The organism is Crystallibacter permensis, from assembly GCF_025960875.1.
Taxonomy (GTDB): domain Bacteria; phylum Actinomycetota; class Actinomycetes; order Actinomycetales; family Micrococcaceae; genus Crystallibacter; species Crystallibacter permensis.
In genome coordinates this window covers 1-23,633 of sequence record NZ_JAODLR010000013.1, presented here as the reverse complement: position 1 = coordinate 23,633, position 23,633 = coordinate 1, and the positions used below count along the sequence as shown (strand labels likewise).

Annotated in this window: 23 protein-coding genes and 1 tRNA gene; 8 read left to right on the top strand and 16 right to left on the bottom strand. The window is 65.4% G+C overall.

Annotated elements, in window-relative coordinates:
* Positions 1 to 2: 2 nt before the first annotated feature.
* Complete coding sequence (locus tag B0G38_RS14825) at positions 3 to 530, bottom strand: GNAT family N-acetyltransferase (protein WP_264670122.1); 528 nt, start codon at positions 528 to 530, stop codon at positions 3 to 5.
* Positions 531 to 771: 241 nt separating this feature from the next.
* Between B0G38_RS14825 and clpB the strand changes: the two genes are divergently transcribed.
* Positions 772 to 3,372, top strand: a complete 2,601-nt coding sequence (gene clpB, locus B0G38_RS14820) for an ATP-dependent chaperone ClpB (protein WP_264670207.1) — start codon at positions 772 to 774, stop codon at positions 3,370 to 3,372.
* Positions 3,373 to 3,433: 61 nt separating this feature from the next.
* Here the strand turns inward: clpB and B0G38_RS14815 are convergent, their stop codons facing one another.
* On the bottom strand, positions 3,434 to 4,666 hold the full coding sequence (locus B0G38_RS14815; RefSeq protein WP_264670121.1) for a septum formation family protein: 1,233 nt from the start codon (positions 4,664 to 4,666) through the stop codon (positions 3,434 to 3,436).
* A 273-nt stretch (positions 4,667 to 4,939) separates the two neighbouring features.
* On the opposite strand from B0G38_RS14815, the gene B0G38_RS14810 reads away from it, so the two are divergent.
* Entirely contained in the window at positions 4,940 to 5,167 is a 228-nt protein-coding gene (locus tag B0G38_RS14810) for a DUF3073 domain-containing protein (protein WP_074701078.1), read from the top strand.
* Positions 5,168 to 5,247: 80 nt separating this feature from the next.
* On the opposite strand, the gene B0G38_RS14805 is transcribed toward B0G38_RS14810, so the two are convergent.
* The 6 genes from B0G38_RS14805 to B0G38_RS14780 form a co-directional block, all read right to left on the bottom strand.
* On the bottom strand, positions 5,248 to 5,739 hold the full coding sequence (locus B0G38_RS14805) for a 2'-5' RNA ligase family protein (RefSeq protein WP_264670120.1): 492 nt from the start codon (positions 5,737 to 5,739) through the stop codon (positions 5,248 to 5,250).
* A gap of 33 nt (positions 5,740 to 5,772) precedes the next feature.
* Positions 5,773 to 6,894 (bottom strand): phosphoribosylformylglycinamidine cyclo-ligase, encoded by a 1,122-nt coding sequence (gene purM, locus B0G38_RS14800; protein WP_264670119.1) that lies wholly within the window; start codon positions 6,892 to 6,894, stop codon positions 5,773 to 5,775.
* Complete coding sequence (purF, locus tag B0G38_RS14795) at positions 6,891 to 8,447, bottom strand: amidophosphoribosyltransferase (RefSeq protein WP_264670118.1); 1,557 nt, start codon at positions 8,445 to 8,447, stop codon at positions 6,891 to 6,893. Before purF ends, purM begins: the two co-directional genes overlap by 4 nt.
* Before the next feature lie 154 nt (positions 8,448 to 8,601).
* A complete protein-coding gene (locus B0G38_RS14790) occupies positions 8,602 to 8,958 on the bottom strand; it encodes a hypothetical protein (RefSeq protein ID WP_264670117.1) in 357 nt (118 codons plus the stop codon).
* Positions 8,959 to 8,967: 9 nt separating this feature from the next.
* Positions 8,968 to 9,354, bottom strand: coding sequence for a sterol carrier family protein (locus tag B0G38_RS14785; RefSeq protein WP_264670116.1), 387 nt, complete (start codon positions 9,352 to 9,354; stop codon positions 8,968 to 8,970).
* 22 nt (positions 9,355 to 9,376) lie between these two features.
* Positions 9,377 to 10,381, bottom strand: coding sequence for an asparaginase (locus B0G38_RS14780; RefSeq protein ID WP_264670115.1), 1,005 nt, complete (start codon positions 10,379 to 10,381; stop codon positions 9,377 to 9,379).
* A 79-nt stretch (positions 10,382 to 10,460) separates the two neighbouring features.
* On the opposite strand from B0G38_RS14780, the gene purD reads away from it, so the two are divergent.
* Together purD and B0G38_RS14770 are read left to right on the top strand one after the other, a co-directional pair.
* On the top strand, positions 10,461 to 11,771 hold the full coding sequence (gene purD, locus B0G38_RS14775) for a phosphoribosylamine--glycine ligase (protein WP_264670114.1): 1,311 nt from the start codon (positions 10,461 to 10,463) through the stop codon (positions 11,769 to 11,771).
* Positions 11,768 to 12,724, top strand: coding sequence for a phosphoribosylaminoimidazolesuccinocarboxamide synthase (locus B0G38_RS14770; RefSeq protein WP_264670113.1), 957 nt, complete (start codon positions 11,768 to 11,770; stop codon positions 12,722 to 12,724). Before purD ends, B0G38_RS14770 begins: the two co-directional genes overlap by 4 nt.
* Here B0G38_RS14770 and B0G38_RS14765 read toward each other — a convergent pair.
* The 5 genes from B0G38_RS14765 to B0G38_RS14745 form a co-directional block, all read right to left on the bottom strand.
* Positions 12,702 to 13,379 (bottom strand): hypothetical protein, encoded by a 678-nt coding sequence (locus B0G38_RS14765; protein ID WP_264670112.1) that lies wholly within the window; start codon positions 13,377 to 13,379, stop codon positions 12,702 to 12,704. The two genes, B0G38_RS14770 and B0G38_RS14765, sit on opposite strands and share 23 nt — an antisense overlap.
* A 60-nt stretch (positions 13,380 to 13,439) precedes the next feature.
* Positions 13,440 to 14,597 (bottom strand): FAD-dependent monooxygenase, encoded by a 1,158-nt coding sequence (locus tag B0G38_RS14760; protein WP_169993580.1) that lies wholly within the window; start codon positions 14,595 to 14,597, stop codon positions 13,440 to 13,442.
* A 102-nt stretch (positions 14,598 to 14,699) separates the two neighbouring features.
* Positions 14,700 to 14,773 (bottom strand) — tRNA-Pro (locus B0G38_RS14755).
* A 150-nt stretch (positions 14,774 to 14,923) separates the two neighbouring features.
* Complete coding sequence (locus B0G38_RS14750; protein WP_264670111.1) at positions 14,924 to 15,868, bottom strand: metallophosphoesterase; 945 nt, start codon at positions 15,866 to 15,868, stop codon at positions 14,924 to 14,926.
* Positions 15,869 to 15,870: 2 nt separating this feature from the next.
* The gene (locus B0G38_RS14745; RefSeq protein ID WP_264670110.1) at positions 15,871 to 18,084 is read right to left on the bottom strand and encodes a transglycosylase domain-containing protein; all 2,214 of its coding nucleotides are present in this window, start codon (positions 18,082 to 18,084) and stop codon (positions 15,871 to 15,873) included.
* Positions 18,085 to 18,174: 90 nt separating this feature from the next.
* On the opposite strand from B0G38_RS14745, the gene B0G38_RS14740 reads away from it, so the two are divergent.
* The 3 genes from B0G38_RS14740 to B0G38_RS14730 are packed head-to-tail and all read left to right on the top strand — an operon-like array spanning position 18,175 to position 19,745.
* Positions 18,175 to 18,330, top strand: a complete 156-nt coding sequence (locus tag B0G38_RS14740; RefSeq protein WP_074701091.1) for a DUF4177 domain-containing protein — start codon at positions 18,175 to 18,177, stop codon at positions 18,328 to 18,330.
* Between the two features lies 1 nt (position 18,331).
* Positions 18,332 to 18,826, top strand: coding sequence for a RidA family protein (locus tag B0G38_RS14735; protein WP_264670109.1), 495 nt, complete (start codon positions 18,332 to 18,334; stop codon positions 18,824 to 18,826).
* A complete protein-coding gene (locus B0G38_RS14730; protein WP_264670108.1) occupies positions 18,810 to 19,745 on the top strand; it encodes an NUDIX hydrolase in 936 nt (311 codons plus the stop codon). Before B0G38_RS14735 ends, B0G38_RS14730 begins: the two co-directional genes overlap by 17 nt.
* Positions 19,746 to 19,824: 79 nt before the next feature.
* On the opposite strand, the gene B0G38_RS14725 is transcribed toward B0G38_RS14730, so the two are convergent.
* Positions 19,825 to 20,502, bottom strand: coding sequence for a Crp/Fnr family transcriptional regulator (locus B0G38_RS14725; protein WP_074701094.1), 678 nt, complete (start codon positions 20,500 to 20,502; stop codon positions 19,825 to 19,827).
* A gap of 258 nt (positions 20,503 to 20,760) precedes the next feature.
* On the opposite strand from B0G38_RS14725, the gene B0G38_RS14720 reads away from it, so the two are divergent.
* The gene (locus B0G38_RS14720; RefSeq protein WP_264670107.1) at positions 20,761 to 21,948 is read left to right on the top strand and encodes a MarP family serine protease; all 1,188 of its coding nucleotides are present in this window, start codon (positions 20,761 to 20,763) and stop codon (positions 21,946 to 21,948) included.
* A gap of 28 nt (positions 21,949 to 21,976) precedes the next feature.
* On the opposite strand, the gene B0G38_RS14715 is transcribed toward B0G38_RS14720, so the two are convergent.
* Together B0G38_RS14715 and aroQ are read right to left on the bottom strand one after the other, a co-directional pair.
* Complete coding sequence (locus B0G38_RS14715) at positions 21,977 to 23,026, bottom strand: DUF2332 domain-containing protein (RefSeq protein ID WP_264670106.1); 1,050 nt, start codon at positions 23,024 to 23,026, stop codon at positions 21,977 to 21,979.
* A gap of 4 nt (positions 23,027 to 23,030) precedes the next feature.
* Complete coding sequence (gene aroQ, locus B0G38_RS14710) at positions 23,031 to 23,489, bottom strand: type II 3-dehydroquinate dehydratase (protein WP_264670105.1); 459 nt, start codon at positions 23,487 to 23,489, stop codon at positions 23,031 to 23,033.
* Between the last annotated feature and the right edge of the window lie 144 nt (positions 23,490 to 23,633).

Genomic DNA, 23,633 nt, shown 5'->3' with positions numbered 1-23,633 from the left:
GATCAGAGATGCCTGTCCCAGTTGAGCACATAGACGTCCTCGTGCTCGTCATCCGCAGCCAAGTCCAGGCCGGGTGCCGGAATGAAACCCAGACCCGCAACAATTTTTGCGGAGGCGACATTGCGAGGCTTGACCCGGGCCATGATGGGCGGAAGTTCCAACAGTTCGTTCACATGCACGACGACGGCGCGCACGGCCTCCGTCCCGTAGCCTTTTCCCCAGGACCGATGTTCCAGCCGGTAGTAGAGATTGAGGACGGGACGGTCGTCGAGCAGTACATGTTTGACGCCGGCAAAACCGATCGGGTCTGTGCGGTCAGGTAACCGGACGGCAAAGTAGCCCACACCGTGACGGTCCCACTGGTCCTCCCAATGGGCGAACAGTCCTTCCGCTTCCTCGCGCCAGCCCAGCGCGTCACCGGGATTGTGCCGCGTTGTCCGCCGGTCGGAGAGGATCCGGAACATGGGGTCCACGTCCTCGCCCCGGGGCCGGTTAAGGATCAGGCGCTCAGTCTGCAGTGTTGTTTCCATGGACTGCCTGTCGTGGCCCTACCGCCGGAATTCCTGCCATGACACCAGCCTAGTGCCGTCGCGCGAGGAGTCATACGCGCTATCCAACAGCTTCCCTTCACGTACCTATTTTCGGATGCCACGATAAGAGTAATCGCCGTCGCAGGGGCTGTGGATAACTTTACTTTCAAAGTTGAGCGTAGTACACTCAACTTAGTTGCGTTGAAGTTATGCACTAACAGCTGAAGGAAGGGAGCTCGTGTTGGACGCCAAATTCACTACCAAGAGTCAGGAGGCTCTCTCCTCCGCTGCCATGAACGCCTCGACGGCGGGTAACCCCCAGATCGAGCCGGCGCACCTGCTCAAGGCGCTGATGGACCAGCGCGATGGTGTCGCCGTCGCACTTTTGAAAGCCACGGGCTCTGATCCAGATGCGGTCAGCGTTCAGGCCAGCTCGGCCATCAAGGCCTTGCCCGCATCGTCCGGATCTTCGGTGGCCCAGGCCCAGTACTCGCGCCCCATTCTGCAAGTCATCAATGTTGCCCAGCAGGAGGCCGAAAAGCTCGGTGACTCCTACGTATCCACCGAACACCTGCTGCTGGGGCTGGCGGCTGACTCGGCTGCCACCGGGAAAATCCTGAGGGACGCCGGCGCTTCACATGAAGCTCTGCGGGCGGCGCTGCCCGGCGTGCGCGGTGACCGCAGGGTGGACAGCGCGGATCCGGAAAACACGTTTCAAGCGTTGGAGAAATTTGGTGTGGACCTGACCGCCATCGCACGCTCCGGCAAGCTTGATCCGGTCATCGGGCGCGACTCCGAGATCCGGCGCGTTGTCCAGGTTCTCTCCCGCCGCACCAAGAACAATCCTGTACTGATCGGTGAGCCGGGCGTCGGCAAGACCGCTGTTGTGGAGGGGCTGGCGCAGCGCATGGTCGCCGGGGATGTCCCGGAGTCCCTGCGGGGCAAGACGCTGATCAGCCTCGACCTGGGTTCCATGGTGGCCGGCGCCAAATACCGCGGTGAATTCGAGGAGCGGCTCAAGGCCGTGCTGGAGGAAATCAAGAACTCGGACGGGCAGATCGTCACCTTTATCGACGAGCTCCACACCGTCGTCGGCGCCGGCGCTTCCGAAGGATCCATGGATGCGGGCAACATGCTCAAGCCGATGCTGGCCCGCGGTGAGCTGCGGCTGATCGGCGCGACCACGCTGGATGAATACCGCGAGAACGTGGAGAAGGATCCGGCCTTGGAACGCCGTTTCCAGCAGGTCTATGTAGGGGAGCCCAGCGTGGATGACACCATTGGCATCCTGCGCGGCCTGAAGGAACGTTACGAAGCGCACCATAAGGTTTCCATTGCCGACTCGGCGTTGGTCGCCGCGGCTACCTTGTCCAACCGGTACATCGCCGGCCGGCAGCTGCCGGACAAGGCGATCGACCTGGTTGACGAAGCCGCCTCCCGGCTGCGGATGGAAATCGACTCCGCTCCCGAGGAGATCGACCAGCTCCGCCGCGCCGTTGACCGGCTGACCATGGAGGAACTGGCCCTCGCCGACGAAACGGATGTGGCATCGCAGGAGCGGCTCGAGGCTTTGCGCGCTGATATGGCTGACAAGAAGGAGCAGCTGGCTGCCCTTAATGCCCGTTGGGAAGCAGAGAAGGCCGGCTTGAACCGGGTGGGTGATCTGAAGGCCAAGCTCGATGAACTGCGAAGCCTGGCGGACAAGGCCCAACGCGACGGCGACTTGGCCGAGGCCTCCCGTATTCTCTATGGTGAAATCCCTGCCTTGCAGAAGGACCTGGATGTTGCCCAGGCAGCCGAAACCCAGACGGAAGCACCGGAACTGATGGTGTCCGAGGACGTGGGCGCCGACGATATCGCCGAGGTCATCTCGGCCTGGACGGGCATACCTGCCGGGCGCATGCTGCAGGGGGAGTCGCAGAAGCTGCTCCAGATGGAACAGTTCATCGGAGGACGCCTGATCGGGCAGTCCAAGGCGGTAACGTCTGTGTCCGACGCCGTCCGGCGGGCCCGGGCCGGGATCAGCGATCCGGACCGGCCCACGGGCTCCTTCCTGTTCCTGGGACCCACGGGCGTCGGTAAGACCGAGCTGGCCAAGGCGCTGGCGGACTTCCTGTTCGATGACGAGCGGGCTATGGTCCGGATCGACATGAGCGAGTACTCGGAGAAGCATTCCGTGTCCCGCCTCGTGGGTGCCCCTCCGGGATATGTCGGTTATGAAGAAGGCGGCCAGCTGACCGAAGCGGTCCGCCGCCGGCCGTACTCGGTAGTGCTGCTGGACGAGGTGGAGAAGGCGCATCCGGAAGTGTTCGACATCCTGCTCCAGGTGCTCGACGACGGACGGCTCACCGATGGCCAAGGACGTACGGTGGACTTCCGCAACGTGATCCTGGTGCTGACCTCCAACCTGGGCTCCCAGTTCCTGGTTGACCCGATGTTGGACGACGGGCAGAAGCGCGAAGCGGTCATGAAGGTGGTCAACGCGAGCTTCAAGCCGGAATTCCTGAACCGGTTGGACGACGTGATCATGTTTGATCCGCTGAGCATCGAAGAGCTGTCCCGGATCGTGGACCTGCAGGTGCAGTCGCTCGCGGCCCGGCTCAATGAGCGCCGGCTCACCTTGGAGGTAACCGACGGCGCCCGCGAGTGGCTGGCGTTGACCGGCTTTGATCCTGCGTATGGCGCCCGTCCGCTCCGCCGCCTGGTGCAGCGGGAGATCGGCGACCGGTTGGCCCGCGGCCTGCTCTCCGGTGACATTTCGGACGGTGACACCGTCCTGGTGGACGTCTCCGATGTCTCCCTCGAGGGCGGTGCCGAAGGCCTGACCGTCCGGGCGAAGTAGCACCCGCCCCGCGCGTAAAGCAGCAGAGCCTGCCCCGCATGGGGCAGGCTCTGCTGCTTTTTTATTCGCCGATGAGGGACGCCGAGATATTGTTGCCTTCGTCGGAGATGACAAAGCAGTCGATGCGGCGGTCACCTTCCTGCCAGGTGCCTTCCGACGGCATGCCGTAGGAGTTGCGCAAGTTCTCGTACTCGTCGGCCTTGTCGTTCAGCTCGATGGCGGAACAGAATTCCTCGGCCTGCACGTTGAGTTCGTCCTTGCCCGGGAATTTGTCGGCCTCCTCGTAGAAATACGTGCCGACAAGCTGGGCAGCGTGCGGGGTCTCGCAGCTGACGACGGTGGCATTCTGCGTGGCCGCTTCGAAGTCGATGAAGCACTGGCCCTCTTCGAAGTCGAACGGCGAAACGTCTTCGGCGATGATCCCGTCCGCGCCCGGCGACTCCTTCGCAACGGCCGGCGACGAGCTCGCGGCGGTACCGGTTGGTTCGCCGCCCCTGTTGAGGAGGCTGATGATGATCACCACGATAATCACGATGGCGGCGACAATGCCGAGGCCAATGAACAGCAGGGCTTTGCCCCGGGGCCTGTCTGTGGGACCAGCGGCTGCTGCCGGCTTCTTTCCTGCGGGCGGCTGGCCGACCGAATACCAGGTGTTCGGCGGTGTCTCGCCGTCGGAATTCCCTGGAGCAGGAGTCCATTGCGACGGAGGTACGGTGCCGGGGTCTTCGGTGGGCGGGGGAGTGGCTGCGCCGGGCTGCGGCTCGGGATCTCCCTCCGCCGGGGCGGGTGAACCGGCATCGGTGGCTTTCTCCTCGGGGGCAGTGGTGCCGCCGTCTGGCTGTTGCGCAGCGGCGGAAATCTGGACCGCGTCGAAGATCCGGTCCCACTGCTTGTCATCCGTAGCCTCCGGGGCCCATTGCGGCTGCGGCGACGCCGCTTCCAGGCTGAGCCCCGCACTGGTTTCGCCGCCGGACGCGGCCGCTGTATCGCCTGCCGCCGCGCCGGCAGGTGCGGTGCCTGCCGCGCTAGCCGGAACATCCGTGTTCCGGCCGCGGCCGAGTTGCTGGCCGGCCGCTTCGGCTTCTTTTGCCGCAGCCTCGGTTTCGGCGGCAACGACATCAAGTTCGGCTTCGCGCGCGGCATCGTTACCGATTTGGGCCTGCTCGAGCTTGGGTTCCGAAAACTCCAGCTCCTCGGGGTTCGTCTCCAGCTCCGGCTCCGCGACGGGCGCGGCATCAGCCTCCGGTTCGGCCGCCGCTGCGGCGTCGTCTGGCTTTTTGCCTTGTTCGCTCATGGGGAAAATTGCCTTCCTGATACCTGCCCCGCGCTCTGCGGAAATGTCCGTTACTCCCGACTTTAGCCAACTCTCAGGCGCCAATGCAGGTTATCGCGACCGGACCGGGCTATGACGAGCCGGATTTTGCGAACTTCGTTGCCTGTGCTGCGGCAACGGGACCCGAAGAAAGCATGTACCCTAGATATACGACAGAATTGATCAAACATTCCGGGGCCTCGCTCGTCGCCCGAGCGACCACCTCCGGATCGAGGCGATAAAGGGGGTCACGCCATGGGGCGCGGCCGTCAAAAGGCAAAAGCAACCAAGCAGGCTCGGGAGATGAAGTACTTCACCCCGAACACTGACTACACGGCGCTCCAGCGTGAGCTGGCAGCGTCTAAGAGTAGTGCCTCCAGCCGGTATCCGGAGGAACCGGCTGAGCCGGACTATTCGGCGTATGAGGACAAATACGCAGATCAATTCGACGATGAGGACGAGGAAACTCGCCGCATCGGCTGAATGTCGCCGGGCAGTTGCCGGCTCTTTCAGCATTGAATCTCATCTCTTAGCGGCGTGCCTGGCACGCCGCTAAGAGGCGTTTAAGGGCAGGCTCCACCGGCCTCCGCGTCGCTATCCCAAACGCCCAGCACCCTGCGGAACCGGCTGTCGGAGTCCGGCCGCATGTCCACCAACGCCGCCTGCCGCACCGCAACGTCGTCGCCGGGCTGAAGCCGGCCCACCGTGTGGCTGACATGCGGCCGGAAATGTTTGCCGGTGTGGTGCGGGCCCAGGAGGTGAGCATCCGGGCCAACAGCCTGCAGGCATTCCTCATGCAGACGCTGCAGGCGGGGCTCCGGTTCCACCAGCGAGACGTGCACCGTGCCGTTGCGGCCGAAATAGTCGTCCCCGCCGATCCACACGCGGAAGCCCAAGTGCCGGGTCAGCGCCGGACCGAGGCGGTTCATAACGACGTCGGCGTTTTCTTTCGTGTCAAAGCGCGCCAAAGTTATGTGCAGCGGCCATTGTGAACGCTCGAACGTGAGGCCGGCAGCAACCGGCTGCACAAAAACAACGACGACGAATGCTCCCATGTGCCCAGTCTGGCACCAGGGACACGGGTGAGGCTATGCGTAGGTGCCGACGAGGTGCACGGCTCCGCCGTCGACACCCTTGGCACCCTGGACGAAGTCCGGCCCGGACAGCGAACCATCAACAGCGCCGACGGTGCCCATGGCCCACGCGGTCATACCGCGCTCATTCAGCCGCGCCAGGGCAGCATCGGCACCCGCAGCGTCCACGATGGCAACCATGCCTACGCCTAGGTTCAGGGTGCGTTCCAGGTCTGCCTGCGGAACATTGCCGAGCTGGGCGACAAGCTTGAAGATGGCCGGCAGTTCCCAGGTGGAACGGTCCACGGTGGCCATTAGGCCCTGCGGCAGCACGCGCGCCAGATTAGCAGCGAGACCGCCGCCGGTCACGTGGCTGAAGCCGTGCACGCCGGCCGCCTCGTAGCGTGCCAGATCGAGGCAGTCCGCTGCGTAGACCTTGGTGGGCTCGAGGAGCTCTTCGCCAAGGGTCCGGCCCAGTTCGGAGACTTGGCGGTCAAGGGCCCAGCCGGCGTGGTTGATCACGCGGCGGACCAGCGAGTAGCCGTTGGAGTGGATGCCGGAGGAGGCCATGGCGATGACCACGTCTCCGTCCTTGACCCGGTCCGGGCCCAGCAGGTTGTCTGCTTCCACCACGCCGGTGGCTGCGCCCGCGACGTCGTACTCGTGTTCACCCAGCAGGCCGGGGTGCTCGGCCGTTTCGCCGCCGACCAGAGCGGTGCCGGCGACCTCGCAGGCCGCCGCGATGCCGCGGACGATGTCGGCGATGCGCTCGGGGACAACCTTGCCGCAGGCGATGTAATCCGTCATGAACAGCGGCTCGGCGCCGACCACGACGATGTCGTCGACGACCATGCCCACCAGGTCAAAGCCGATCGTGTCATGGATGTCCATGGCCTGCGCGATGGCGACCTTGGTGCCGACGCCGTCGGTGGAGGTGGCCAGCAGGGGCTTGCGGTACTTCAGGAGTGCGGAGACATCGTAGAGCCCGGCGAAACCGCCCACCCCGCCGATGACATTTGAGTTGTGGGTGGCCTTGATGGCCCCCTTCATCAACTCAACGGCTTTGTCTCCGGCTTCAACGTCAACGCCGGCACTGGCATAGGTGATCTGGCTGGCGCCCAGGTCAGGGGAGGTCATACTCGCTCTTTCTTGTCATCGTCAGTCAGGAGGTTTTCCAAATCCGAGTCCGGGCCCGGGTCGCAGGAACCGTGCTCCTGTTCCTCGGCATTCGGCTGTTCCAGCAGGTTCTTGCCGCGGCGGCTGGCATCCGGCAGCTCGATCGGGTATTCGCCGGTGAAGCAGGCCGTGCACAGCTTCTCGCGCGGCTGCTCGGTGGCTTCGATCATGCCGTTTTCGGAGATGTAGCCCAGCGAATCCGCGCCAAGCGAGGCGCGGACTTCAGCCACACCGATTCCGTTGGCGATCAGTTCTGCCCGGCTGGCGAAGTCAATGCCGTAGAAGCACGGCCATTTGATGGGCGGCGAGGAGATCCTGACGTGGACCTCCGCCGCGCCGGCTTCACGAAGCATGCGTACCAACGCCCGCTGGGTGTTTCCGCGGACAATCGAGTCGTCGATGACGACAAGGCGTTTGCCCTGCACCACGCTGCGGAGCGGGTTCAGCTTCAGCCGGATGCCCAGTTGGCGGATGGTCTGGCTCGGTTGGATGAAGGTACGGCCGACGTAAGCGTTCTTGACCAGGCCCTGTCCGTAGGGGATGCCCGATTCCTCGGCATAGCCGATGGCCGCCGGGGTGCCGGATTCCGGCGTCGGAATGACCAAGTCGGCGTCAACGGGGTGTTCCTTGGCCAGACGGCGGCCCATCTCCACGCGCGCGGCGTGGATGCTGCGGCCATTGATGGAGGTGTCCGGGCGGGCCAGGTAGACGTATTCGAAGACGCAGCCAGCCGGCTTCTTCTCCGCGAAGCGCTGTGAGCGCAGGCCGTTCTCGTCGATGGCGATGAACTCACCGGGCTCGACTTCGCGCACAAACGAGGCGCCGACGATGTCGAGGGCAGCAGTTTCGGACGCGACAACCCAGCCGCGTTCCAGCCGGCCGAGGACCAGCGGGCGGACACCTGACTCATCGCGTGCCGCGTAGAGGGTTCCTTCGTCCATGAAGGTGAAGCAGAAGGCGCCGCGCAGTTTCGGCAGCAGCTCCATCGAGCGCTCTTCGAGGCTTTGGCCGGGTTCACCTGCCATCAGGGCTGTCACGAGGGCGGTGTCCGTGGTGTTGCCCTGGGCCAGCTCGCCGCGGGCCTGCTTGCCGAATTTCTCGATGACCTTGTCGTAGAGGTCGGCGGAGTTGGTCAGGTTGCCGTTGTGCGCCAGCGCCACGGTGCCCGTGGCGGTTGCGCCGAGGGTCGGCTGCGCGTTTGCCCAGGTTGAGCCGCCGGTAGTGGAGTAGCGGCAATGGCCGACGGCGATATGGCCGTTCAGCGTGTTCAGCGTCGTCTCGTCGAAGACCTGGGACACCAGCCCCATGTCCTTGTAGACATTGATGCGCTTGCCGTCGCTCGTGGCGATACCCGCGGACTCCTGTCCGCGGTGCTGCAGAGCGTACAGGCCGTAGTAGGTAAGTTTTGCTACTTCTTCGCCTGGGGCCCAGACTCCGAAGACGCCACAGGCATCCTGGGGTCCCTTTTCGCCGGGGAGAAGATCATGGGAAAGTTTTCCGTCACCGCGTGCCACCCCAGTATTGTCTCACGCTAATAACGGACCCGGGCAACGGATTACGGCAACTAAGACCAGCCGGGCGCGCCGTCCTTGGGGCCGGGGGGATCCAGCGTGAGCAACGGCACTGCCGATCAACAGTTGATGTGGCCGGCAGCCCGCTAAATCCGGCTCAGCGCTCTTCTTGTTCCGGGTCGGTCTGTTCCGGGGTTTCCACGGCCATCATTTTCTCGCTGCGCTTGATGCTGATCCGGTCCAGGATCAAGACCACCAGGGCGCCGAGGAGCATGCCGGCGATGCCGAAGAGTACGGCCAGGAAACCGAAAATGGAGCTGCGGGTGAACTCCGCGTTTTCCGGGCCCGTGTAGGCGGAGACGGCGGCCACGATGATTCCGAGGACAACCCCGAGGCCCATGAAGGGACCGAATTTGGGTGCGCGGCGCAACCGCACTTCGCGACGATTGGGGGAACCGGAACCGGCCGGCTCGCGGGGCTCGGCTGGTTCAGCGGGAACGTGCTCGGAACTCATGGTTCAAGCCTACCGGCTGCCGGTAGCGCCATGGTCCGGAGCGAAAAGGGGCAGGAGATCCGCCAGTTCCGCCCGCAGCCCCGAGGCGGAGACCTTTCCACTTTCGACGGCGGTGCTCCAGTTTTCGGTGCCGGTCACCAGCGTCAGCCAGGTGGCACCGTCGCATTCCACCACGTTGGGCGGTGTGCCGCGGGTGTGCCGCGGGCCCTCGATGCACTGGGTGACACCGAACGGCGGTACCCGCACTTCCACGCTGTTGCCCTGCGCCCGCTCCGCCAGTTCCTCGAGCGAAAACCGGACGGCAGTAGCGGTGGTTTTGCGGTCCGTCGCCCCGCCTAGCCACGCGCTCAAGGCGGCGTGGCCGTCGGCAGGTGCGATCCGCCGTCGTAATCCCATGTTTTCTTCGTTTCCCGCCCGGTTAGTCCAGGAGTGCCATTACCGGAGCCGCGAGCCGGATACGGCCCACCGGTTCGCCGCCGCCGAGCACGGGTTTGACCACTTTTTCCAGCACCGGGCCGACTTTCTCCGCGTCGAGCGCACCGGCGGCCGCCAGCAGCGTGAGTCCCACCAGCGACGCCGCCCGGGCCCCGCCGTCGAGAATCTTCACCGCAACTGAGACACCCGTATCCGTACCCATCACCATCACGCCTTCGGCGCCGAGCTTGGCGATGATCTCCAGGTCCTCCATGACCACGGTGTTTTCCTCGCCGTGGCCCTGGACTGCCCAGGGGTAGTCCACCATTGCGGTGGCGATCGTGGCCGCGCGGGCATCCGCGTTCTTGTCCGAGGGGGCTTTGGCCAGCTTGCCGACGGCGCGAGCCAGTCCGGTCAGCGACACGGCGGGCACCGGGGCGCCACAGCCGTCCGTGGCCAGATGGGAGATCCGCTCGCCGGTGTACTCCTCGATAATCTCCATCACGCGGCGCTGCAGCGGGTGGTTCGGATGCAGGTACGTCTTGGTGTCCCAGCCGTTTTCCGCACAGGCCCACAAGAACCCGGCGTGCTTGCCGGAGCAGTTGAACGCCACGCGCTGCCGGCCGCGGTCGGTGCGGACCAGCCAGCCCCGCGCCGTCTCGTCCTGCGGCCAGGCCGCCGGGCACTGCAGGTCTTCGTCGGTGAGGTCGGCGGCCTTGAGCATGCCGTTGACCACATCCATGTGCTCCAGCGAGCCGGTATGGCTAGCGCAGGCCAGAGCTACCTGGACGCCGCGCAGCGGGACGCCGGACTGCATCGAGGCCAGGGCCTGGAACGGCTTGAGCGCGGACCGCGGGAAGATCGGGGCGCTGATGTCGCCGAGTTCGGTGACCACGGAACCGTCCGCGGCCATCACGACGGCCGAGCCCAGGTGGCGGGACTCGATGAAGCCATTGCGTTCCACGACTGCCAGTTCGACGGCGTCGGCAGCTTTAAAGGTTTCGGGCATGCCCCTAAGTCTAGGCGGCGGCTTAGGTCCGCTGAAACACTTCGGGCACCGCGCTCTAAGCCCAGTACGCTTAGACGTTGTGAAGGTACTTGTGATTGGCCCCGGCGGCCGCGAGCACGCAATTGTCCGAGCCCTGCTGAGCGACCCCTACGTGACCGAGGTGCATGCAGCGCCCGGAAACGCGGGCATCGCGCAGATAGTGCCCACCTACGACATTGACGCCAATGACGCGGCAGCAGTGCTGGCGCTCGCGCAACGGCTGGAGTCCGACCTGGTGGTCATCGGGCCGGAGGCGCCGCTGGCTGCGGGCGTGGCGGATCCGCTGCGCGAAGCGGGCATCGCGGTCTTCGGGCCGAGTAAGGAAGCTGCCCGGCTTGAAGGCTCCAAAGCCTTCGCCAAGCAGATCATGGCCGCGGCCAACGTGCCCACGGCGATGGCCAGGGTGGCCGTCAACGCGGAGGAAGCAGCCGCGGCGCTGGACACCTTCGGCGCTCCCTACGTGGTTAAGGACGACGGCTTGGCCGCGGGCAAGGGCGTGGTGGTCACCGAGGACCGCGACGAGGCCCTGGCCCACGCACAGTCCTGCTTCGACGCCGGCGGGGAAGTGGTGATCGAGGAATACCTGGATGGCCCGGAGGTCTCCCTCTTTGTGATTTCCGACGGCGAGCGGGCCGTTCCGCTGGTGCCGGCGCAGGACTTCAAACGGATTTACGACGGCGACGAAGGCCCGAACACGGGCGGTATGGGCGCCTACACGCCGCTGGAGTGGCTGCCGCGGGGCTTCGTGGACGAGGTCATGGCGCGCGTGGCGATGCCCACGATCACCGAAATGGCCAACCGCGGCACGCCTTTTGTCGGCGTCCTGTTCTGCGGCCTGGCCCTGACCAGCCGCGGCCTGCGCGTGATCGAATTCAACGCACGCTTCGGCGATCCCGAGACGCAGGCGGTGCTGGCCCGCCTGCGTACCCCGCTGGGCGGGCTGCTGCTCGCCGCGGCCAAGGGCGAGCTGGACCCGTCCGAACAGCTGAACTGGTCCAGGCGCAGCGCCGTGACCGTGGTTGTCGCTTCGGAGAACTACCCGGGCAAGCCCCGGACCGGGGACCGGGTGCGCGGGCTGAAGAAAGCCAACGCACTCGAGGACGTACACGTGATCCACGCGGGCACCGCCCTGGACGAGCACCGCAAGGTGGTCAGCGCCGGCGGGCGGGTACTCGCCGTCGTCGCCCTGGGTGAAGACCTGGTGGAGGCAAGGGAAAAGGCCTACGACGGCGTGGAACTGATCCACCTGGACGGCTCACAGCACCGCACGGATATCGGACTTAAGGCTGCCAACGGCGAGATCGTCCTGCCCGGCCAGCGAAACGAAACAGCAGCAAAGGATCTGGCATGAACTTCAACCCCGAACACGTGGAGCTGCCCGGCTGGACGCACGTGTACTCCGGCAAGGTACGCGACCTTTATATTCCCGCGCAGCCGGCCGAGGCCTCCGCACAGTCCAACAATAAGTCTGCGGCGCGGCACCGGCTGCCGGATCCGATGGATGATGCGCAGACCGTGCTGGTGGTGGCCAGCGACCGGATCAGCGCGTACGACCATGTACTGGGCACGCCGATTCCTGACAAGGGACGGGTCCTGACCCAGCTGAGCCTGTGGTGGTTCGAGCAGCTTCAGGGTGTGGCCAACCACGTGGTGTCTACCGATGTCCCCGAGGCCGTTGCCGGCCGCGCGATGGTCTGCAAGAAGCTGGACATGTTCCCGGTGGAATGCATCGCCCGCGGCTATCTCACCGGCTCCGGCCTGGCGGAGTACCGCGAGTCCCGCACAGTCTGCGCCATCCCGCTGCCCGAGGGACTGGTAGACGGTTCCCGTCTGGAGCCGGCTATCTTCACCCCCTCGGCCAAGGCCGAAGTGGGCCAACACGACGAGAACATTACGTACGACGCCGTGGTGTCCATGGTGGGCGACGATATCGCCGCCCAGCTGAGCAAGAAAACACTGGAGATCTACCGCCGGGCCGAGGAGATCGCCCGCGAACGGGGCATCATCCTGGCCGATACCAAGGTGGAGTTCGGGATGGACCCGGAAACCGGGGAGATCACCCTGGGCGACGAGGTCCTGACGCCGGATTCCTCCCGTTTCTGGGACGCGGCCACTTATGCGCCGGGCCAGGCCCAGCCGTCCTTCGACAAACAGTTTGTCCGGGACTGGCTCACCTCGGACGAATCCGGCTGGGACAAGTCATCGGATACGCCGCCGCCGGCCCTGCCGGAGGACATCGTGGAGAAGACGAGGGCCCGCTATGTGGAGGCGTACGAGCGGCTCACTGGCCGGCAGTTCTCCTGACTGCAGGCATAACACGGCCGGCAGGGCCGGGTTCGCTGACGGGGCGGGCAATGGAGTGTGCCGCCTCGTCAACCGGCAGCCCGGCCTCCCGTTCGGCTGCGGCGAGCAGCCGCCCGAATTCGGTGACGGCCCCGGCATAGGCCGCCAGTTCCTCGCTGCCACGGCTGAATCCGCCGGTTCCGTGCTGCCCTCTGTCAGGCCGCAACAGTTCGGCGCGCCGCATTCCGCGCAGCATGGCCGCAGTTGCAGGGTTGGCCGCATCGCTCAGCGCCGGGGCAGCGGCCGCGGCGGCTGGATCCAGCTCGTACTGCAGCCACCGCTTGATCAGCGCATCGTGCTGCGCGGACAAGGGCGCTGCGGCATTCGTATCCGCGGACTGGCTTCCCGCCAGCCACCGGCGGCGCAGGTGCAGGCCTGCCGGAACCAGCGTCAGCAGCAGCAGCGCCATCAGGACCGATGCCGCGGTGGCGCTGAGGGCCGAGGCCAGGAAGACGAGCGTTAGGGCGCAGGACAGGCCCGCAAAGCCGTACCAGAAGGTATTGTCCAGGTCATCCGGACGGTCGATTCCCCGCCCGGCAGCCCATGTGGTTGCCGCGACTATGGCGACGACGGCCAGGCCCGCGAGCAGCAGTTGACCGTAGTCCGTGAGGTTCATGGCCGGGACCTCCTAACTGCACAGCCCTTTAAGCCATTGCAGTACGGACCGGCACGTAAGTCAATGCCCCTCGTAGCCCACCACGGCGTCCAGACGGCGGAGTCTGAGGGCTTTGGGTAGCAGCCGCATGGTGGTATTGCGTGCCTTGCGCAGCGGCGCGGAGTCCAGCTGGGCCAGGCGCGACATGGTCCGTGAGCGCTCCACTATTTCGTTGGCGCGCGGCGCGCGGATCGATTCGTACTCCACCAAACCGTCCGCAATCGAATCCTTACCCGCCAGCGCGTCTGCCAGCGCGACGGCGTCTTCCAGCGCCTGGCAGGCGCCCTGTCCCAGGAAGGGGAGCATGGGATGGGCCGCGTCGCCGACCAGCGTGGCCGAACGCCCGGACCAGACCGGCTCGGGTTTCCGGTCGAAGAGCTCGTGCGCGATGATGGCGCTTTCCTCGGTCTTGACGAGGACGGATTCGATACCCGGGTGCCAGTGGGCGAAGTTCTCGATCGCCGTCATCTTCCACCCGTCCTGGCCGGCGCCCGCCAGCTCTTCTTTGGGCGCCGTGGCGTACCAGTAGATGCGGTTCCCGGAGAGGGGAGTGGCACCGAAAACGCCGCCGTCTCCCCACATTTCGCCCCACGGGACGGAGTCGAGGTCCAGCCCGGCCGCGTCGCACACGCCGCGGAAGGCCGTGGTGCCCGAGCTGCGTGGTTTGTCCCGGCCGATCAGTGCGGGGCGGACCACCGAGTAGAGCCCCTCCGCACCGACTACCAGTTCGGCGCTCTGCCGGCCGCCGTTGTCGAGTTCGACGGTACTTCTGGGAAAGCCGGGTTGGAAGCCGACGGCGTTGAGGCCCAGGTGCACAGTGTTGACCGCCAGAGGCTTGGCCAGGATGGCCGTGAGGTCCGCGCGGTGGATCATCTGGATGGGCAGGCCGTAGCGGCGGCGGACATCCAGCTGCTCCAGCAGCATGATCGGGTTGCCGTCCATGTCCAGCACATCGCCGCGGACCGGAACTGCGGCCGCCAGTACCTCGTCCAGGACGCCAAGCCGTTCCAGCGCGGCCAGCGCATTGGGCCAGAGGGACAGGCCGGTGCCGGAAGGCGACAAGGTGCCGGAGCGTTCCAATACGTGGACCTTCCAGCCCGTGTTCTGCAAGGCCAAGGCCGTAGACAGCCCGCCGATTCCGGCTCCGATGATGATTGCCTTGCGCTCAGTTGCACCCATGCAACCAATACTTTGTGTATTTGGCCGAAAGATCAAGCTGGCAAGAAGAAAGGCCCCCGGCCTGGCATTGCTGCCGGCCGGAGGCCTTTCCTGCTGGTTTCGTCGGGGTGACAGGATTTGAACCTGCGACCTCGTCGTCCCGAACGACGCGCGCTACCAAGCTGCGCCACACCCCGAAACCTTTGCTCCGCCGTCGTTGTCCACAGCAGCAAAAGCAACTGTTCAAGAATAGCGGAGAAAGGGCCGAAAGCTGAAATCGGGGACCCGGTGACGCTGGACACACGGTCTGATGTCGTCCCGCCGGGCCTGAACCGACCCCGGAATCGTTAGGGTGAGCGGGGCGTGAGGTTCAGCAGAACCGCCTCGGGGCGGCAGGCAAAGCGCACCGGGGCCTTCCGGGACGTGCCCAGCCCGGCGGAGACGTTCAACGGCACGCTGCGGCCCGCGTGCTCCCAGTACGTCAGGCCCTTGGCCCGCCACGTGGGCAGGTCGCAGTTGGTCACCAATGCGCCGTAGCCCGGGATGCAGACCTGGCCGCCGTGGGTGTGTCCGGCCAGGATGAGGTCCGGGTCATCCGCGGTGAAGTAGTCCAGCACGCGCTGGTACGGGGCGTGTGCAACGGCGATGCGCACATGGTCCGCTGCCTCGGAGGTCGAGGAACCGTGCGGATAGCCCGTGTACCGGTCGCGCTCCAGATGCGGGTCATCGACGCCGGTAAAGTCCAGGCGCAGCCCGTGGAGCACCATGGACTGGTGGCGGTTGGTCAGGTCCATCCAGCCCGAGGTGCTGAAGGTGGCATGCATGTGGCGCCAGGGCAGCTCCCGGTCCGCGTAGTCGTTGGGCTGGTCGGACGGGCCGGTGAAGTAGCCGAAGGGGTTCTTCAGTATCGGCGCGTAGTAATCGTTGGAGCCCGGAACAAAGACGCCGGGGAACTCGCGCAGGGGAGCGAGGGCTTCGAGCAACGGTTCCACGGCCTGCCGGTGGCTGAGGTTGTCCCCGGTATTGACCACCAGATCCGGCTCAAAGGATGCCAGGGAACGCAACCACTGCTGCTTGCGCTTCTGGCCCGGGGTCATATGGATGTCCGAAAGATGCAGGATCCTCAGCGGACGGCGTCCGGGCGGCAGGATGGCAAGGGTCTCTTCACGCACGCCGAAGAGGTTGCGCTCAATCAGGCTGCCGTAGGCAAAGGCGGCACCGCCGGCCGCTGTGACACCAAGTGCCACGCGGCCGGCTGTGCGGAGCTGCTTGCGCAAGTGTTCAACGTCCATGGTTAGTCGTCATCATTTCCGCCGCCGTTACCATTGCCGTTTCCATTTCCATTTCCACCGTTGCCACGCCCGTTGTTGCCGTTGCCGCGGTCGTCGGAGCCGCCGTCGTTGTTTGAACCTCCGCCGTTGTCCGAACTGCCCCCGTTGTTCTGGGACTGCCGGGGCTGGGACTGCGCCGGGTTCACGATGCTGTTCGGCGGATTGTCGAACGCAGCCGTCTCGTAGAGCGGTGCAACGTCCATCATGTATTCAGTCCACTGGGCACCGGCGATGGTAGCGCCGTCCACGTAGTCGCGGGTAACGCCATTGATGGGAATGTTGTTGAGCGAATCGTACGAGGTCCAGTTACCCACCCACGATGCGGTGGCCAGGCCGGTGGTGTAGCCGACCGTCCAGGTCTGCTCGGACACGTCCGTGGTACCGGTCTTGGCAGCGGCTGGGAAGCCCATGGGCCGCATGTAGCCCGGGCTGTCCGACACGAGGTTCTCCAGCGGGATGGTCACGGCGTTGGCAACATCTTTGGAGATGGCCCGCTCGCAGGATTCCTTGGGCACTTCGTATTCTTTGCCCTGCGCATCCTTGACCGACGCCAGCGCTATGGGCTTGCAGTAGATACCGCCGCTGGCGAACGTGGCGAAGGAAGCTGCCATGGTGATCGGCGCGACTTCCTGGCCGCCGATCACGAAGGACGGGTTGTTGACCTCGAATGGCTCGCCGTCGACGGCGCGGTGCACGCCCATACGGGTGGCGGCATCGCGGATGTCGCAGAGGTCCAGGATGGCGGCCTGCGCGGCGGTGGCGGAGTTGATCGACTTTGTCAGGCCTTCGCTGACCGTCATGGTCCGCTCCCAGCCGGAGATTGCGTTCTTGAAGTCCCACTCGCCGAACCAGGCGCCGGCGGGCAGGCAGCTGGCTTTCCAGTCGTAGCCGGCCGGATACTTGGTGCGGCTGGCATCGATCCGATCGTTCAGCTTCCGGCCGGACTCCAGCCACGCCACCGTGGTGAACGGCTTGATGGTCGAGCCGGGCTGGAACCCGTAGGCAGTGCCGCCCATGTCGGCATCCACGTTGAAGTTCAGCTCTGTGTTCTTGGCGTCCTGTTCCGGACTGTAATTGGTGTTCTGGGCCATCGACAGGATCTTGCCGGTACCGGGCTCCACGCTCACCATGGCCGAACCGGCTCCGGACTCGTCGCCCATGGGAACCTGCTCTTCAACGTTTTCCTGGGCGGACTTCTGCAGGCGGGAATCCAGGGTGGTCTGGATGTTCAGACCACCGCGTGCCAGCAGCTTGGAGCGCTCCGTGGCGTCGGCACCGAAGGCGTCTGACTGCATGATGACGTGCTGCACATAGCTGCAGAAGTAGTCCGCGAAGTTCGCGGCGACACAGCCGGAACGAACCGGCTGCAGGTCGATGCCGAGGTCCGAGTCCACCGCCTTGTCATACTCTTCCTGCGTGATTTTCTGGTTGCTCAGCATCGCGGCGAGAACCGTGTTGCGGCGTTCGATGGTCGCTTCCGGATTGGATACGGGATTGAAGTAGTTGGGGGACTGCACCATGCCGGCCAGCATGGCGGACTGTGCGATGTTCAGCTTGGCTGCCGGCACCCCGAAGAAGGTCTGCGCCGCGGCCTCAATGCCGTAGGTCTGGCCGCTGAAGAGCACGATGTTCAGGTAGCCCTGCAGGATCTCTTCCTTGGAGTATTCCTTTTCGACGGCGATGGCCAGCTTGGCTTCGCGCAGCTTGTCGCCGATGGACTTGGTGCCGCTGATCGTCAGTTCGTCGGCGCTCTTGCCGGCGGAAGCACCGGCGTCGATAAGCACGTTGTTCACGTACTGCATGGTCAGGGTGGAGGCACCCTGCAGGTCGCCGCCGGCCACGTTGCTCATGGCCGCACGCATGATGCCTTGCGGATCCACGCCGCCATGCTCGTAGTAGCGCACATCTTCAATGGAGATGATGGCGTTCTGCATGTGTTCGGAGACCTTGTCCAGCGTCACGGGGACGCGGTTCTCGGCATAGAAGGTGGCAATCAGCTTGCCGTCCGCCGAGTAGATCTTGGAGGGCTGGGAGAGCGGGCTGGTCTGCAGCTCATCCGGCAGCTGGTCGAAATAGTCGATGGACGAGGTCGCCCCCACACCGGCTACGGCCGCTGCGGGCACCAGCAATCCGGCAGCGAGCACGCCGCAGAGCGCACTGATACCTAGGAACGCCATGATTTTGCCCAGCGTGGTAGCAGTGTCAAAAAAAGGGGATTTACGAGCCGGCATGGGCTCTAGTTTACAAGCACGCGTTACGGTTGACTTATGACCAAATGGGAATACGCCACAGTTCCGCTGATTATTCACGCCACGAAGCAGATTCTGGACCAATGGGGAGAGGACGGCTGGGAGCTCGTGCAGGTAGTGCCTGGGCCTGATTCGACCAACCTCGTTGCCTACCTGAAGAGAGAGAAGCAGTAACATGACGCAGCCGCAGCAGTCCCGCATTTCCGCTGTAGAAGAGCGCCTGGCTGAACTTGGCCTGACCCTGCCCGAAGTGGTCGCTCCCGTGGCCGCCTACGTGCCCGCCGTCGTGTCCGGCGACTATGTCTACACCTCCGGCCAGCTGCCGATGGTTAACGGTGAACTGGCAGCCAAGGGCAAAGTGGGCAACGTCTCAAGTTCTGTCTCGGCTGAACAGGCGAAAGAGCTCGCTGCCACGTGCGCCGTCAATGCACTGGCCGCCGTCAAGAGCGTCATCGGGGACCTGGACCGTGTCACACGGATCGTCAAGGTAGTCGGGTTCGTGTCCTCGGAGACGGACTTCACCGGCCAGCCCGGTGTTATCAACGGCGCTTCCGAGCTGCTCGGCAAGGTTTTCGGCGAGGCAGGCGCACATGCCCGTTCCGCCGTCGGCGTTGCCGTTCTGCCGCTCGACTCTCCGGTTGAGGTGGAACTGATTGCCGAGTTCAGCTAGTCCGCTCCGGCAGACCAAGCGACTGTTCCGGCTTCCGCCGGATCAACTGGAGGCTGCGCGCAGCTGGTTTGACCATGGCGAGCGCACGCCGCGCAAACCGCGGTACGCGTCGTCCGTGGTCCTCATCCGCGACAGCCCGGAGGGTACCCAGACTTACCTTGGGTACCGCTCCGGCAGTTCGCCGCTGGGTGCCATCGCGTTCCCCGGGGGCACCATCGACGACGAGGCGGACTTCGAGCCCGTACCCTGGTACGGGCCGTCGGCGGCCAAGTGGGCGCAAATGATGGGTCTGGAAGATCATCAGCAAGCCCGGGCCTTCGTGGTTGCCGCCATCAGGGAACTGTTCGAAGAGACCGGCATCCTGCTGGCCGGGCAGGACGAGTCATCCCTGGTCGAGGGCGGCGACAGCGAGGAATGGATGCGCGCCCGTCTGGCGGTCGCGGAGCAGGAAAAGAGCTTTCCCCAGCTGCTGGACCGCTGGGGACTGGGGCTGCGCACCGACCTGTTGAAGCCGCTCTCGCGGTGGCTCAGCCCGGACTTCGCCCACCGCCGGTTCGACACGAGGTACTTCGCCGCGGCGCAGCCGGTCAGCCAGCAGCCCAGCCTGCTCAGCGGCAAGGGTGTCTGGGCGTCCTGGATCGGCGCGGGCAAAGTGATCGCCGAGCGGAGTACCTCCTCACTCGGGGATTTGGCCGACCAGGATGACACCCGCGGGCTGAACCTCAGCGAGGTCTCCTCACCTGCGGTGGAAACAATTCTCGAAAAGATTGCTTCCGCGCGCGGCTGCATTGCCTACCTGTCCCATAAGCGGCCGCTGCGCGTCTACCATCCGGAACTGGTTTTGGTGGAGGGTGAGCCGATGCTCGAAGTCGAAACCCTTACCGCCCCCGAAGGCGGTTCGCTCCAGCGCGGACGGTAATGTTTCCCGCGGTACAAATAACGACGGCGACGGTCACCCCTTCCAAGGTGACCGTCGCCGTCGTTATTAATGGAAGGACTTAGCGGGAGCGCTGGCGCAGCCGCTGGATGTCGAGAATGACCACCGCGCGCGCTTCCAGGCGCAACCAGCCGCGCTGGACGAACTCGGCCAGGGCCTTGTTGACGGTTTCACGCGAAGCGCCGACCAACTGGGCCAGCTCTTCCTGGGTCAGCTCGTGGGCCACCAGGACGCCGTCCGTGGCCGGACGGCCGAAGCGGTCGGCGAGGTCCAGCAGGGCCTTGGCCACGCGGCCGGGAACGTCCGAGAAGACCAAGTCGGCCAGCGAGTCATTGGTGCGGCGCAGGCGGCGGGCCAGTGCCTGCAGCAGCTGGGCGGAGACCTCGGGGCGGGTTTCGAGCAGGCCGCGGAGGTTTTCGTTCTTCAGGCCGGCCAGGCGGGTCTCGGAGACTGCGGTGGCCGAGGTGCTGCGCGGGCTGGGATCGAACAGCGCCATTTCGCCGAAGAGCTCGCCCGGGCCGAGGATGGCCACCAGGTTTTCGCGGCCGTCGGCAGCGGTACGGCCGAGCTTGATCTTGCCGGAGACGATGAAATACAGCTGATCGCCCTGATCGCCTTCACGGAACACGGAGGCGCCGCGGGAGAGATCCACCTCGGTCAGCTCGTCGGTCAGTGCGGCAAACACATCATCGTCGAGGGATGCGAAAAGCGGTGCGCGGCGTAGTATCTCAATGTCCATGGAGTCTCCTGTTTCGGTCTTGCGGCGGTCAGCCGGCTGCTCGTCAGCTAGGCACTGCCTCCCATTTTGCCGTATGTAAAGCACTTGTGACATCTTCCACAGGCGCGTTTCGCTTAGGGGTGAGGAAAATAGTGGTCAGTGCAATGGGAGACAGCGTTGTCTGAGGGTGCCGTAGCGCAGAACGACGCATAGGCCCGGCATATTCCCAGCCTCGGATACTAGACTAATGCCTAAACTTCCGGCCCCGATGGAGACAGCTTGCTTTTTGGCCTGACGATCCTGGACATAGTCCTGATCCTGATCCTGCTCGCCTACTTGGTCGGGGGGTTGCGCAAAGGCTTCCTGGTGACGCTGGGTGGCATTGTCGGGTTTGTCCTGGGCGCCATCGCCGCGTTCCTGTCGGTTCCTTTTGTGAGCATGTGGGTGCCGGACCCCGGTTGGCGCCTGACCGCGATCATCGCCGCCGCGGTCCTGCTGGTGATCCTGGGCCACGCCATGGGCTCGGGCATTGGCCGGGCAATCCGGCGAAGGCTCGACTTTCCCCCGGTGAGACCCGTGGACCGGCTGCTGGGCGGAGCCGCCAACGTGGCCGTCGCTGCCCTGGTGATGTCGATGCTGGCCTTCAGTATCAGCGCTTTGGGTGTGCCGTTTGTCTCGCAGCAGATCGCCGGTTCGAAGGTCATCCAGACCATCGACTCCCTGACGCCTGCCCCGGTGAAGTCCTTGCTGGCACAGGCCCGCTCCATCGCCGTGCAGGACGGCATTCCGCAAGTGATCGATGGCGTGGCGCCCGCCGAGCCGGTGCAGGTGCCGGACGCAGGCGCGGACACGGCCGCGCTGAACGAGGCCGCCGAGTCCGTGGTGAAGATTGCCGGCACCGCATTCCAATGCGGGCAGAACCAGACCGGCTCAGGATTCGTGATTGCGCCGGACCGCGTGATGACTAACGCCCATGTGGTTGCGTCGGTGAATGAGCCGGTCGTGGAGATCCCGGACGGCCGGGTCCTGCCGGGCCGTGTGGTGTATTTCGACCCGGTTCACGATATCGCCGTGCTTGCCGTGGAGGGCCTGGTCGTGCGCCCGCTTCCGATCGGGGCGGAGCTGGCCGACGGTACGCTGGCCGCCTTCCAGGGCTACCCGGCCGGCGGCCCGTTCCAGAGCCAGCCCGCCACGGTGCAGGGCCTGTCCACCGTGTTGGTGCAGAACATCTATGGCGCGGACCCGGAGGAGCTGGAGGTCTACACGTTGGCCGCCGACGTGGAACAGGGGAACTCCGGCGGCCCGCTGCTGGACCAGGACGGGCGCATTGCCGGTCTCGTCTTCGCCAAAGCCACCGATGACGTGCCGGTAGGCTACGCGCTGTCGCTGGAGGAAATCCAGCCGGTCATCGACAACGCCATGGTGTACCAGGAGACAGTTTCCGCCGGGCAGTGCATCCGGAAGTAGCGGCAGGCCCCCGAGCTTCCGGTCGGTGTCAGAGCCAGTCCAGCGACTGCCCGTGCGGGCCGGTGAGCGCAACCGGACGGCCGTTGTGCCGGAGCACGAACCTGCCGCGGACATGGTCGGCGTCGATGCCTTCGGTCCCGTCGCCGGGCTGCGGCAGCACCTGCGCGCCTTCGTTGGACAGCCAGTTCACGCCGAGTTCCCGCACCGTCTGCGCGAACTTCCGCCGCTCGGGCGGAGCCAGGTAGGCCAGCACCGCTGAATGAAGTACGACGACGGCCGCTTCCGCAGGTGCCTCGGCAACCACTTCCGCAAGGCGCTGGTTGAGATCGCCGGCCACCAGCCGCGGTGGATCCTCCCGGGCTATCTCCAGGGCCGCCCGCAGCCGCTGCCGTCTGAACTCCTGTTCCGGCCAGATCAGCGCATGGAGCCACGCGACGTCGTCGTCGTTTGTGCTGTCCAGCGGGTTCAGATCGATGCCGGCCCGCCAGCTGATCGTCGGCAGCTCGGACGGAAGCGGTGCAGGCCCGGTGACGGCACAGGGCAGGATCGGCGCGTCCGGGGCAGAGGCCGGCCCCGCAAGGATCGGCCCGCCGTTGTATTGGTAGCGGTAGCGGTCCGGAAATAACACCAGCCCCGCCGAGGCGCCGACCTCCAGCAACGCGAGCGGTTTGCCTTCGGCCGCGGCGATGCAGGCCAGGGAGGGCAGGAAAACGGCGCAGCGGCCCGGTTCATTGGTCTGCGTGGAGCGGGTCAGGATGACCTGGCGTACCTGTGGCCAGCGGGAGAACAGGAACCGCCGGAATTCCGCATAGGGCGTGTTGCCGGCACCGAGGAACCTGGCTGCGGCGAGGACGAGGTTCGGCTGGCGTTTGGCATACGGCAGCGTGTCAATCAGGGCCAGCAGCTGCGGATCCTGGCTGATGGCCAGCGCCCACTCCTCATAGCAGCCAGACTGGCCGCGGGCTTCATGTAGGCCGAAATTGCGGTACCAGTCCGCCGTGCCCGAAACCGTTCCCGGATCCGCGCCGGTGCCGGCGCTCCTGCCACGGTCCGGGCCGGCGCCGTTGACCGAGTCCATCGGGTCAGAGGGCTTCGGCGAGCAGGTCGATGGCGAACTTGTAGCCGCTGATGCCCGCGCCGGCAATGACAGCCTGGGCGACACCGGAGATGTAGGAGTGGTGGCGGAACTCCTCGCGGCGGTGGATGTTGCTGATGTGCACTTCCACCACGGGAAGCTCGACGCCGGAGAGCGCATCCCGCAGTGCCACGGAGGTATGGGTGTAGGCGCCGGGGTTGATCACGATGCCGGCTGCGGTGCCGCGGGCGCCGTGGATGGCATCGATGAGCTCGCCCTCATGGTTGGACTGGAAGCAGGTGGTGCCCAGTCCGTGGGCCTTGGCCGTCTGCGCGGCGAGCTGCTCCACGTCTGCCAGCGTGGCCGAGCCGTAGATGGCCGGCTCCCGGGTGCCCAGCAGGTTCAGATTGGGGCCGTTGAGAACCAGGATCGTCTTGTCTGCCGTGCCGGCGGGTTGCGAAGTCATGGCTTAACTATGCCTCAGCGGCGGACGCGCCCCCGAGCCGCGTTACGTCCTCTAGGAGCGTGGGTCATTAGCCGGCCGGTGGTTTAAAACGCCGGGTGAATTACCGGGTTCCGGGATCGGTGGCTGGAAGAATCGTGGGTATGG

Coding starts and splice junctions, on each gene's coding strand:
- B0G38_RS14825 (WP_264670122.1), bottom strand. CDS start 530: ATGGAAACAACACTGCAGACTGAGCGCCTGATCCTTAACCGGCCCCGG.
- B0G38_RS14815 (WP_264670121.1), bottom strand. CDS start 4,666: ATGAGCGAACAAGGCAAAAAGCCAGACGACGCCGCAGCGGCGGCCGAA.
- B0G38_RS14810 (WP_074701078.1), top strand. CDS start 4,940: ATGGGGCGCGGCCGTCAAAAGGCAAAAGCAACCAAGCAGGCTCGGGAG.
- B0G38_RS14805 (WP_264670120.1), bottom strand. CDS start 5,739: ATGGGAGCATTCGTCGTCGTTGTTTTTGTGCAGCCGGTTGCTGCCGGC.
- purM (WP_264670119.1), bottom strand. CDS start 6,894: ATGACCTCCCCTGACCTGGGCGCCAGCCAGATCACCTATGCCAGTGCC.
- B0G38_RS14790 (WP_264670117.1), bottom strand. CDS start 8,958: ATGAGTTCCGAGCACGTTCCCGCTGAACCAGCCGAGCCCCGCGAGCCG.
- B0G38_RS14785 (WP_264670116.1), bottom strand. CDS start 9,354: ATGGGATTACGACGGCGGATCGCACCTGCCGACGGCCACGCCGCCTTG.
- B0G38_RS14780 (WP_264670115.1), bottom strand. CDS start 10,381: ATGCCCGAAACCTTTAAAGCTGCCGACGCCGTCGAACTGGCAGTCGTG.
- B0G38_RS14770 (WP_264670113.1), top strand. CDS start 11,768: ATGAACTTCAACCCCGAACACGTGGAGCTGCCCGGCTGGACGCACGTG.
- B0G38_RS14765 (WP_264670112.1), bottom strand. CDS start 13,379: ATGAACCTCACGGACTACGGTCAACTGCTGCTCGCGGGCCTGGCCGTC.
- B0G38_RS14760 (WP_169993580.1), bottom strand. CDS start 14,597: ATGGGTGCAACTGAGCGCAAGGCAATCATCATCGGAGCCGGAATCGGC.
- B0G38_RS14750 (WP_264670111.1), bottom strand. CDS start 15,868: ATGGACGTTGAACACTTGCGCAAGCAGCTCCGCACAGCCGGCCGCGTG.
- B0G38_RS14745 (WP_264670110.1), bottom strand. CDS start 18,084: ATGGCGTTCCTAGGTATCAGTGCGCTCTGCGGCGTGCTCGCTGCCGGA.
- B0G38_RS14740 (WP_074701091.1), top strand. CDS start 18,175: ATGACCAAATGGGAATACGCCACAGTTCCGCTGATTATTCACGCCACG.
- B0G38_RS14735 (WP_264670109.1), top strand. CDS start 18,332: ATGACGCAGCCGCAGCAGTCCCGCATTTCCGCTGTAGAAGAGCGCCTG.
- B0G38_RS14725 (WP_074701094.1), bottom strand. CDS start 20,502: ATGGACATTGAGATACTACGCCGCGCACCGCTTTTCGCATCCCTCGAC.
- B0G38_RS14715 (WP_264670106.1), bottom strand. CDS start 23,026: ATGGACTCGGTCAACGGCGCCGGCCCGGACCGTGGCAGGAGCGCCGGC.
- aroQ (WP_264670105.1), bottom strand. CDS start 23,489: ATGACTTCGCAACCCGCCGGCACGGCAGACAAGACGATCCTGGTTCTC.